This window comes from Streptomyces apricus (assembly GCF_008369065.1).
Taxonomy (GTDB): domain Bacteria; phylum Actinomycetota; class Actinomycetes; order Streptomycetales; family Streptomycetaceae; genus Streptomyces; species Streptomyces apricus.
In genome coordinates, this window is sequence record NZ_VDFC01000046.1 from 43,544 (window position 1) to 54,110 (window position 10,567).

Consider the following 10,567-nt stretch of genomic DNA (forward strand, 5'->3'; position numbering starts at 1 on the left):
CACCCACGCCCGCGCCACCGGCACCCGCCCCACCGTCCTGACTCATAAACCCACCTTATGCCTCCATAGACCGGTACTCCCTGGTGAGCCCCCGGGCGAGGCGGCACGGTGGGGTCATGGTCACCTCCGTCCGCCACCTCGGCCCCAACTGGTACGCCCCGGTCATGGGCACCGCGATCGTGGCGACGGCCGGAGCCGGTCTCCCCCTCGGCGTCCCGGGCCTGCGCACCTTCTGCACGGCGGTCTGGGCCCTGTCCCTGGCCATGCTCCTCACCGTGCTGACCGCAAGGGCCGCGCACTGGACCCTCCACCGCGACCGGGCGCGGGTCCAGCTCATGGACCCGGCGACGGCGCCCTTCCACGGCTGCCTCGCGATGGCCCTGCTCGCGGTCGGCGGCGGCGCCCTGGTCGTCGGCCGGGACTGGATCGGCACGGGCGCGGCGGTCGCCCTGGACGCCGTCCTGTTCACGGCCGGCACCCTGGCCGCCCTGACGGTCGCGGTCGCCGTCCCGTACCTGATGGCCGTGCACCACCGGGTGACCCTCGCACAGGCGAGCCCCGTGTGGCTGCTCCCCCTGGTCGCCCCGATGGTCTCGGCGGCGCTCGGCCCCCTGCTCGTACCGCACCTGCCGCCCGGCGCGCCCCGCGCCACCCTGCTCCTGGTCTGCTTCGCGCTGTTCGGGGTCAGCCTGCTGGCCACGCTATTGATGCTGCCGGTGGTCTTCGCGCGCCTCCTCACCGGCGGCCCGCCGCCGCTCGCCCTCACCCCGGCCCTGTTCCTGGTCCTGGGCCCGCTGGGGCAGTCCACGACGGCGGTCGACAAGTTCGCCGCCGTCGCCCCGGGCACCGTGCCGGCCCCGTACGACCGGGGCTTCGAGGTCCTGGCGGTCCTCTACGGCGTACCGGTGCTGGGCTTCGCGCTGTTCTGGCTGGCGCTGGCCGGCGCGCTGGTGGTGCGGGCCCGCCGCCGGGGCATGGGCTTCACGATGACCTGGTGGTCGTTCACCTTCCCGGTGGGCACCTGTGTGACCGGCGCCGAGGGGCTCGCCCGGCACACCGGGCTGGTGGTCTACGAGGGCCTGGCGGTCGCCCTCTACGCCCTGCTGCTGACGGCCTGGGCGGTGGCCGCCGCGCACACGGCCCGGGGCCTGCTCGACGGCCGGCTGCTCGCCGCGCCCCCCGCCGGCCCGTCCGGCGCCGCACTCGCGGGCGCGCCCGCACCCGCGCCGGCTCTCACCGGTTGAGGTCGTCGACCGCCTCGACATGGTCCGCGACCGCGACGAGCAGGACCCGGGTGTCCTCCTCGGTGGCCCGCCACCGGTGCCGCACCCCGCCCGTCAGGTACAGGGTGTCGCCCCGGCCGAGCCGGTACGCGCGGCCCTCCGCCTCGACCTCGACGACGCCGTCGGCCACGTACATCAGCTCGTCGTTGCGGTGCTGGAACTCGCGCCCGGCGTCCTGGTCGCCGGAGAACTCCATGGCGTGCAACTGGTGGTGGCCCCGCACCAGGGGGCGCACACGGGGCTCATGGGTGAACTCGGAGTCGTCGGCGCGCACCACGTCGACGCTGCGCGCCGGGTCGGCGGCCGCCAGCAGCTCCACGCGGGTCGTCCCCAGGGCGTCGGCCACGCGTTCGAGGGAGCGAGTGCTGGGCCGGGCCCGCTCGTTCTCGACCTGGCTGAGGAACGGCACGGACAGGCCGCTGCGCTCGGCGACGACGGCGAGGGTGAGCTCCAGCGCCCGGCGCCGGCGCCTGACGGCCGCGCCCACTCGAAGGGTCTCCTTGTTGTCGTCCATCGCCTCGGCTCCCCCCTGTGCGTCGTCGGTACGTGTGCGGTGCGTACGCGCCCGTGTCCCACGCGTTCGGGTTCTGATGTGTTGTCTGCACCTTACGGGTGTTCGCCAAACCGTTTCACGTGCCCGCCACATCCCCCGCGACATTGCCGCACCCGGCCCGGACGGACCGCGGGGGGTGGTGGGCGCCCGTGCGGCGCCCACCACCCCCCCGCGCTCATGTGCGCAACGGTCCCGTACCCGCTACGGGGTCATGCGCTGCACCATGTCCGGGTGCTCCTTGAGCCACGCGTCGACGGCTTCCTCCTCGTGGCCCTGGCCGCGGTCCTTGATCTCGGCCTCCAGCGTGCCGAGCTCGTCCTCGCTCATCCTGAAGTTCTTGATCCACTTCGTGAGCTGGGGATAGCGCTCGGGGAACTTCTTGTTGGAGATGGTCCGGATCGTGTTGCCCTCGCCGAACAGCTTCTTCCCGTCCGACAGCTTGGTGAGCTCGTACTCGCTGTACGCCCAGTGCGGCGACCACAGGACGACGGCGACGGGCTCCTTCTTGGCGTACGCGCGCTTGAGCTCGGCCAGCATCGCGGGCGTGGAGCCGTCGACGACCTCGTACTCCTTGTCCAGGCCGTAGCCCGGCAGCACGTCCTTCTTGAGGAGGTTCATCTCGCCGGTGCCGGGCTCGATCCCGATGATCTTCCCGTCGAAGGTGCCGGCCTTGCCCTTGAGGTCGGCCAGGGACTCGACGTCCTTCACGTACGAGGGCACCGCGATCTCCAGGGACGTCGGCTCGTACCAGGTGCCGAGGTCGCGCAGGTCGTCCTTGTGCTTGTTCCAGTAGTTGGACTGGGCGTACGGCAGCCAGGCGTCGAAGTTGAGGTCGATGTCACCGGAGGCGAGGCCCGTGTAGACCGGGCCGACGTCCATCTGCTTCAGGTTGAGCTTGTAGCCGCGCCGGGCGAGGACGTCCTTCCACAGGTAGGTGACGGCGACGTCCTCGTCCCACGGGAACCAGGCGACGTCGATCGCGCGCTTCGCCTCGGCGGGCGTGCCGGAGCTCCGCACGGGGGCCAGCTCGTCGACGACCTTCGCGTTGCTCTTGAGCCAGGTGCGCACGGCCTGCTGCTGCGCGCCCTTGCCGGCCTTGTTGATCTCCGCCTCGAGGCTGGTGAGCTGATCCTCCTTCATCGTGAAGTCCTTGAGCCACTTCGCGACGACCGGGTTGTCCTTCGTGAAACCCTTGCGGGACAGCGTGTGCACGCCGTCGCCCTTGCCCCAGGAGCCCTTGGGGTCGTCGAGCTTCTTCAGCTTGTACTCGCTGTACGCCCAGTGCGGCGACCAGAGCGTGCCGACGAACGGCTCCTTCTTGGCGTACGCGCGCTTGAGCTCGGCCAGCATCGCGGGCGTGGAGCTGTCGACGACCTTGTACTCCTTGTCGAGCCCGTACTCCTTGAGGACCTTGGTCTTGAGCAGGCCCATCATCCCGGCGCTGGACTCGATGCCGGTGATCTTCCCGTCGAACTCGCCGGCCCTGCCCTTGAGGTCCTCCAGGGAGTCGATGTCCTCCATGTAGGCGGGCACGCTCAGCTCCAGGGACGTCGGGCCGTACCAGGACCCCAGGTCTTCGAGCTGCTTGCCGTACTTCTTCCAGTACTGCTCGTGCGTGACGGGCAGCCAGGAGTCGGTCTGGAAGTCGATGTCGCCCTGCGCGAGCGAGGTGTAGAGCGGCCCCGCGTCGAACTGCTTGGTCTCGACCTCGAAGCCGCGCCGCTCCAGGATCTCCTTCCACAGGAAGGTGGAGGCCACGCCCTCGTCCCAGGGGATGTAGCCGATGCTGACCTTCTTGCCCTGGCCCACGTTCCCGGAGTCGGAGGCGGCGGTCTCGGTGTCGTCGGAGCCGAACATGCCCATGCCGCCCGCGACGAGCGCGAGCACGACGACGCCGACCACGGCGACGGTGGGCCGGGGGCGGTAGGACCAGATCTTCAGGCCCTGTGCGGCGCGCACCTTGGCGGCGGCGCGGCGGCCGAGCGGCGAGACCTGGGTGCCCAGCGCGCTGGTCATGCGGTCCAGGTAGATGGCGAGGATGACGATGGCGACGCCCGCCTCGGAGCCGAGACCGACGTTGAGCTGGCCGATGGCCTCGTTGACGTCGCCGCCGAGGCCGCCGGTGCCGACCATGCCCGCGATGGCGGCCATGGACAGGCCCAGCATGATGACCTGGTTGACGCCCGCCATGACGGTGGGCAGGGCCAGCGGCAGCTGGACGCGCAGCAGGATGTTGCCGGGGCTGGTGCCGAACGCGTCGGCCGCCTCGACCAGTTCCTTGTCGACCTGGCGGATGCCCAGCTCGGTCATCCGGACGCCGGGCGCCAGCGCGAAGATCAGGGTGGCCACGATGCCCGCGGGGGCGCCGGTGCCGAAGAACAGGATCGCCGGGATCAGGTAGATCATCGCCGGCAGGGTCTGCATGAAGTCGAGCACGGGCCGCACCACGGCGCTGACCCGGTCCGAGCGGGCCGCCCAGATGCCGACCGGCACGGATATGACGAGCGCGATGATCGTCGCCACCAGCACGAGCGACAGGGTGATCATCGCGTTCTCCCACAGTTCGAGGGAGTCGATGAACGCGAATCCCACGAAGGTGAGCACACCGGCCGAGGTGCCGCGCAGCCAGAACGCGATGACGGCGAAGATGCCCGCGAGGAGCAGCGGTTCGGGGGCCTGCAGGACGGCGTTGATGCCGTCGTAGGTGCCGAGGAAGACGGTCTTGAAGAAGTCGAAGAGCCACGCCATGTGGTTCAGCAGCCAGTCGACCGCGTCGTTGACCCAGTCGCCGAAGGGGATCCTAGGCACCGGCCTTCACCGCCCCGGAGGCCGTGCCGCGCGGGGAGTCGCAGGGCGCGGGATCGCCCTGCTCGTCGCCGAGGAAGCCGACGAGCCGCTGCCGGGGCACGACCCCGACCAGCTTGCCCTTCCTGTCGACGACGGCGACGGGGTGCGCCACCCGCGCGCTGATCGCGCACAGCTCCCCGAAGGAGGAGTCGGGCCGCGCGGTCTCGCAGTGACAGTCCGCCTCGTCGCCGTGCGGGTCCGGGTCCATGACGGAGGCCGCGGTGAGCACCCGGGAGCGGTCGACGTCCTGGGTGAAGGAGGCCACGTAGTCGTTGGCGGGGCGCACGAGGATGTCCTCGGCGGTGCCGATCTGGACGATCCGGCCGTCCCGCATGACGGCGATGCGGTCGCCCAGGCGCATGGCCTCGTTGAGGTCGTGGGTGATGAAGACGATGGTCTTCTTGAGCTTCTTCTGCAGCTCGATCAGCTGGTCCTGCATGTCGCGGCGGATCAGCGGGTCGAGCGCGCTGAAGGACTCGTCCATCAGCAGCAGGTCGGCGTCGGTGGCGAGCGCCCGGGCGAGGCCCACCCGCTGCTGCATGCCGCCGGACAGCTCGTCGGGCCAGGACTTCTCCCAGCCGGCGAGGCCCGCCAGCACCAGGGCCTCGGTGGCGCGCTCGTGGCGCTCCGCGCGCGGCACGCCCTGCACCTCCAGGCCGTAGGCGGCGTTCTCCAGGACGCTGCGGTGCGGGAAGAGCGCGAAGTGCTGGAAGACCATGCTGACCTTCCGGGAGCGGACCTCGCGCATCTCGCGGTCCTTCAGCGCGGTCAGGTCCTGGCCGTCGAAGACCACGCGTCCCGAGGTCGGCTCCAGGAGTCCGTTGAGCATGCGCAGCAGCGTGGACTTGCCGGATCCGGACAGCCCCATCACGACGAAGATCTCGCCCGGTTCCACCGTGAAGGAGGCGTCGATCACCGCGGCGGTCGTGCCGTCCGCGCGCAGTTCCTCACGATCGGCTCCCCCGCGAAGCCGCTCGACCCCCTCACCGGGACGTCTTCCGAACACTTTGTAGAGCTGTTCCGCCTGCAGCCTGGATGACACGAGTACCTCTCCGGTCGAACGAAGACGGCCCGCCTCCCCCGCCGGCGGGCCGTGGAGCGACGCGGGATCGGCCCGCTCGTCCGGTCCGCACACGCCTATGTGGTTGAAAACACGACCGGGTTCGCTCCGGGCGCGCACCTGCCCCCACCCGGATGGCCCAAACCCGACCGTGTTCCAGGTCACATCGCGTTTGCCTCCCGCCGATCGTGGAACTCGCCTGCGCCCGCCGGGCTCGGGCGGAGGGTGCTGTCGGTGGCGTACGGCATGATGCGGGGCGTGACGCAGCAGACTCAGCAGCCTCGGCGAACCATGCTCCTCGACACCGCATCCCTGTATTTCCGGGCCTACTTCGGGGTGCCGGAATCCGTGAAGGCCCCGGACGGCACACCGGTGAACGCGGTGCGGGGCCTGCTGGAGTTCATCGACCGGCTGGTGCGGGACCACCGGCCCGACGACCTGGTCGCGTGCATGGACGCGGACTGGCGGCCGCAGTGGCGGGTGGACCTGATCCCCTCCTACAAGGCGCACCGCGTGGCCGCGCAGACGCAGACCGGGCCGGACGAGGAGGAGGTGCCGGACAAGCTGTCGCCGCAGGTGCCGGTCATCGAGGAGGTCCTGGACGCGCTGGGCATCGCCCGCGTGGGCGTGGCGGGGTACGAGGCGGACGACGTGATCGGGACGTTCGCCGGCCGGGCGACGGGCCCGGTCGACATCGTCACCGGCGACCGCGACCTGTACCAACTGGTGGACGACAAGAGGGGCGTCCGCGTGCTCTACCCCCTCAAGGGCGTCGGCACGCTGCAGATCACGGACGAGGCGTGGCTGCGCGAGAAGTACGGCGTCGACGGCCCCGGGTACGCGGATCTGGCCCTGCTGCGCGGCGACCCGAGCGACGGCCTGCCGGGCGTGCCGGGCATCGGCGAGAAGACGGCCGCCAAACTGCTGGCGGAGTTCGGGGACCTGGCCGGGATCATGGCGGCGGTGGACGACCCGAAGGCCGGGCTGACCCCCTCGCAGCGCAGGCGCCTGGATGAGTCGCGGCCGTACGTCTCCGTCGCGCCGAAGGTCGTCCAGGTGGCCGGCGACGTGCCCCTGCCGGAGGTGGACACCGCGCTGCCGCGCGCGCCGCGCGACCCGCAGGCCCTCGATGCCCTCGCGGCGCGCTGGGGACTCGGCGGTTCGCTGAAGCGGCTGCTGTCGACGCTGGAGGCCTGAGGAGCGCACCGGGGAGGAGGAGCGCACCGGGAAGTACGGGGCCGTCGCCCTTCGGCGGGGCGACGGCGGGTTCGTTCCACCGATCGGGGAGACCCGTGACCCATGGGGTTCGCACAAGGAGGCGCCGCGCCCGGTGACCGACGGGTGTCACACGGGTGAAGGTGCTAACTTAGGTAAGCCTTAGCGCACCTATTCAGGAGACCGTTATGGCAGAGCGTCCGGCCCGCAGGGTTCCCAAGCCGCACTCCGCGCGCGTCGTCCGCACCGAGCGGCTGACGCCCCACATGCACCGCGTGGTGCTCGGGGGCGACGGGCTCGCCGATTTCACCGCGGGCACCAGCACCGACCACTACGTGAAACTGCTCTTCGGCGCCGAGGGCGTGACGTACCCCGAGCCCTTCGACATGACGCGGATCCGCGAGGAGTTCCCGCGCGAGCAGTGGCCCGTGACGCGCACGTACACCGTGCGGGCCTGGGACCCCGAGCAGCGCGAGCTGACCCTCGACTTCGTGGTGCACGGCGACGAGGGGCTCGCCGGGCCGTGGGCCGCCCGCGTCCAGGCGGGCGAGCTGGTCCGTTTCCTCGGTCCGGGCGGGGCGTACGCGCCCGACGCGGCGGCCGACTGGCACCTGCTGGCCGGTGACGAGAGCGCGCTGCCCGCCATCGCCGCCACGCTGGAGGCCATGCCCGACGGCGCCCGGGTGCACGCCTTCGTGGAGGTCTCGGGGCCGCAGGAGGAGCAGAAGATCGACTCCGACGTGGAGGTCGTCTGGCTGCACCGCGGCGACCGGCCGGTCGGCGAGGCCTTGGTGGCCGCCGTGCGGGCGCTGGAGTTCCCGGCGGGCCGGGTGCACGCGTTCGTGCACGGCGAGGCGGGGTTCGTGAAGGAGCTGCGCCGGCTGCTGCGGGTCGAGCACGAGGTTCCGCGCGAGGACATCTCCATCTCCGGGTACTGGCGGCTGGGGCACAACGAGGACGGGTGGCAGGCCGCGAAGCGGGAGTGGAATGCGCAGGTCGAGGCCGAGCAAGAAGCTGTGCCTCCTGCCGCCTGACCTGCGGTCCGCCCAGCCCCGGGGTTGTTTCTTCGGCTGCGGGTTCGTGAGGGCTGAGCGCGCAGTTCCCCGCGCCCCTTACGGGGCACGGCTCTGCGTACGCTGGTGTGGTGCGGCGTAAGAAGGTGGTTCCGGAGTCTCCCCTGCCTCAGCGGGACGGGGTCGATGCCGTGCGGGTGCGGCTGCCGGGCCGTGCGGAGTGGGGCACCGTGCGGGAGTACCTCCTTGAGCGGCTCGCGTCACGGGCCGCGGCCGTCGAGGAGATGTTCGCCGCGGGACGGGTCGTGGGGGCCGACGGGCGGGCCGTGGCCCCGGACGCGGCGTACGAGCCGGGGATGTTCGTCTGGTTCCACCGGGAGCTGCCCGCCGAGGAGCGGGTGCCGTTCCCCGTCGAGGTCGTGTACCGCGACGAGCACATCGTGGTGGCCGACAAACCGCACTTCCTCGCGACGACGCCCCGGGGCGGCCACGTCACCGAGACGGCCCTGGCGCGGCTGCGGCGGGAGTTGGGGCTGCCCGCGCTCGGGGCGGCCCACCGGCTCGACCGGCTCACCGCCGGGCTCGTGCTGTTCACGGTGCGGCCCGCGGAACGGGGCGCGTACCAGACGCTGTTCCGCGACCGGCTCGTGCACAAGGAGTACGAGGCCGTGGCCCCGTACGCACCGGACCTGGAGCTGCCCCGCACCGTCCGCAGCCGCATCCTCAAGGAGCGCGGGGTGCTCGCCGCCCGGGAGGTGCCGGGCGAGCCGAACGCCGTGACCCGGATCGAGTCGGCGCGGCGCCGGGGCGCTCTGGCCCGCTACCGGCTGCTCCCCCGCACCGGCCAGACCCATCAGCTGCGGGTGCACCTGTGCGCCCTGGGCGTGCCGATCCTCGGTGACCCGCTGTACCCGGTGGTCGCCGGCCCCGTGCCGGCCGGCGACTTCCGGCGGCCGCTGCAACTGCTGGCGCGGACGCTGGAGTTCACCGATCCGGTCACGGGACGGCGGCACGCGTTCCGCAGCGGGCGGACCCTGCGGGCCTGGTCCGCGTACGACGACTGGGCCGGCGACGGGGACGGAGCCGGTGCCGGGACCCCGGGCGGGGCCGCCGGCGGGCCGGCTCAGTAGCCGCGCCACCAGCGCAGGAACCGCTGCCAGGCGCCGGGCCGCTGCCCCGTACCGGCGGCCGGAGCGGGAGGCATCTCCGGCAGGTCGATCGTGGGACGCGGCGCGAGGGTGCCGTCCGCCGACGGCTCCGAGACGTCCCAGTCCGGACGCGGGCGCGGCACCTCGGCGACGCCCGGCCGGTCCATGACGTCCTGCGGCGACGCCGGCGCGAACACCACGGGCAGTTCCACCAGGTGGCGCGAGGAGATCGACGCGGTGCGCGCCAGGTCCGCCTCGTCGACACCGAGCTGCACGTCCGGGAGCCGCTTGAGGAGCGCGTCCACGCCGACGTCGGCGATGGCACGGCCGATGTCCTGGCCCGGGCACTCGTGCGGGCCGCCGCCGAAGGCGAGGTGCGAGCGGTTGCCCTTCATGTTCGCCCTGAGGTCCGGGCGCACGTGCGGGTCGACGTTGCCCGCCGCGATGCCCAGGAGCAGCCCGTCGCCCTTGCGGATGCGCTGCCCGCCCAGCTCGGTGTCCTGCTTGGCGAAGTAGCCGAGGACGTTGCTGAACGGCGGCTCGTCCCACAGGGACTGCTCCACCGCCTGCGGCACCGTCATCTGCCCGCCGTTGAGCTGGGCGCGGAAGCCCGGGTCGGTGAGGACCACCCTCAGCACGTTGGCGAGGAGGTTCGCGGTGGCCTCGTACGCGGCGAGCAGGACCAGGCGCAGGTGCTGGCCCACCTCCTCGTCGGTGAGTCCCGCCGGGTGGCCCAGGAGGTGGCTGGTGAAGTCCTCGGCGGGCTCCGCGCGGCGGCGCACGGTCAGCCGCATCAGCACGCCCATCACGTACTCGTTGCTGGCGATCGCGGTCTCGGTGCCCTTGAGCAGGTCGCGGGTGGCCTGCACCATCTTGTCGTCGTACTCCTCGGGCATGCCGAGGATCTCGCACAGCACCGCCATCGGCAGGTGCTCGGCGAACTGCGAGACCAGGTCGGCGGTGCCCCGCCGGCAGAACTGGTTCACCAGTTCCTGGGTCCAGTGGTTGATGTGGCGGCGCAGGTCGCGGGAGTTGATGGTCGACATGGCGCCCATGACCGCGCCGCGCAGCCGCTGGTGCTCGTCGCCCTCGGCGTGGGAGCAGATCGGCTGCCAGGTGATGAGCGGCATCAGCGGGTGGTCGGGGCCCGCCGTGCCGTCCAGCAGGGCGGTCCAGATGCGGCTGTCGCGGGTGTAGACCGACGGGTTGCTGACCATGTGGAGGTTCTCGCCGTGCCCGAGCACCAGCCAGATGGGCACGTCGTCGTGGAGCAGCACGGGCGCGACGGAGCCGTGCTCGGCGCGCAGCTTCTCGTACAGGGCCGCCAGGTCCTGCGCCTCGGGTCCGTACAGGCGGCGCAGTCCGCCGGGGCCCGTGCCGTGGGCGGGGCAGCCCGGCGGGGGCCCGGTCATGAGGTCGTCCGTGCCGGTGGGGAAAGGGGATTCAGG

Annotated in this window: 8 protein-coding genes; 4 read left to right on the forward strand and 4 right to left on the reverse strand. The window is 72.0% G+C overall.

The window, feature by feature from the left end:
* The first annotated feature begins 116 nt into the window (after positions 1-116).
* Entirely contained in the window at positions 117-1,244 is a 1,128-nt protein-coding gene (locus FGF04_RS20265) for a TDT family transporter (RefSeq protein ID WP_149512735.1), read from the forward strand.
* On the opposite strand, the gene FGF04_RS20270 is transcribed toward FGF04_RS20265, so the two are convergent.
* The 3 genes from FGF04_RS20270 to FGF04_RS20280 all read right to left on the reverse strand — a co-directional run bounded on the left by FGF04_RS20270 (position 1,234) and on the right by FGF04_RS20280 (position 5,725).
* Positions 1,234-1,797 carry a helix-turn-helix domain-containing protein gene (locus FGF04_RS20270; RefSeq protein ID WP_149512736.1) on the reverse strand — a complete coding sequence of 188 codons (564 nt, stop codon included), beginning with the start codon at positions 1,795-1,797 and terminating at the stop codon, positions 1,234-1,236. The two genes, FGF04_RS20265 and FGF04_RS20270, sit on opposite strands and share 11 nt — an antisense overlap.
* A gap of 240 nt (positions 1,798-2,037) precedes the next feature.
* Positions 2,038-4,644: an ABC transporter permease/substrate binding protein gene (locus tag FGF04_RS20275; protein ID WP_149512737.1), complete on the reverse strand. Its 2,607-nt coding sequence runs from the start codon at positions 4,642-4,644 to the stop codon at positions 2,038-2,040.
* The gene (locus FGF04_RS20280) at positions 4,637-5,725 is read right to left on the reverse strand and encodes a quaternary amine ABC transporter ATP-binding protein (protein ID WP_149512738.1); all 1,089 of its coding nucleotides are present in this window, start codon (positions 5,723-5,725) and stop codon (positions 4,637-4,639) included. The genes FGF04_RS20275 and FGF04_RS20280 overlap by 8 nt, the downstream gene beginning before the upstream one ends.
* A gap of 267 nt (positions 5,726-5,992) precedes the next feature.
* Between FGF04_RS20280 and FGF04_RS20285 the strand changes: the two genes are divergently transcribed.
* The 3 genes from FGF04_RS20285 (at position 5,993) to FGF04_RS20295 (ending at position 9,101) form a co-directional block, all read left to right on the forward strand.
* Positions 5,993-6,940, forward strand: a complete 948-nt coding sequence (locus FGF04_RS20285) for a 5'-3' exonuclease (RefSeq protein WP_235882497.1) — start codon at positions 5,993-5,995, stop codon at positions 6,938-6,940.
* 206 nt (positions 6,941-7,146) lie between these two features.
* Positions 7,147-7,992 carry a siderophore-interacting protein gene (locus tag FGF04_RS20290; RefSeq protein WP_149512740.1) on the forward strand — a complete coding sequence of 282 codons (846 nt, stop codon included), beginning with the start codon at positions 7,147-7,149 and terminating at the stop codon, positions 7,990-7,992.
* A 110-nt stretch (positions 7,993-8,102) separates the two neighbouring features.
* On the forward strand, positions 8,103-9,101 hold the full coding sequence (locus FGF04_RS20295) for an RluA family pseudouridine synthase (protein WP_149512741.1): 999 nt from the start codon (positions 8,103-8,105) through the stop codon (positions 9,099-9,101).
* On the opposite strand, the gene FGF04_RS20300 is transcribed toward FGF04_RS20295, so the two are convergent.
* A partial coding sequence (locus tag FGF04_RS20300; RefSeq protein ID WP_235882421.1) for a cytochrome P450 occupies positions 9,095-10,567 on the reverse strand: 1,473 nt, incomplete at its 5' end. The two genes, FGF04_RS20295 and FGF04_RS20300, sit on opposite strands and share 7 nt — an antisense overlap.

Bases quoted from the DNA above. Each gene is read 5' to 3' on its own strand.
- FGF04_RS20285 (WP_235882497.1), top strand. From the start codon at position 5,993: ATGCGGGGCGTGACGCAGCAGACTCAGCAGCCTCGGCGAACCATGCTC.
- FGF04_RS20265 (WP_149512735.1), top strand. From the start codon at position 117: ATGGTCACCTCCGTCCGCCACCTCGGCCCCAACTGGTACGCCCCGGTC.
- FGF04_RS20270 (WP_149512736.1), bottom strand. From the start codon at position 1,797: ATGGACGACAACAAGGAGACCCTTCGAGTGGGCGCGGCCGTCAGGCGC.
- FGF04_RS20290 (WP_149512740.1), top strand. From the start codon at position 7,147: ATGGCAGAGCGTCCGGCCCGCAGGGTTCCCAAGCCGCACTCCGCGCGC.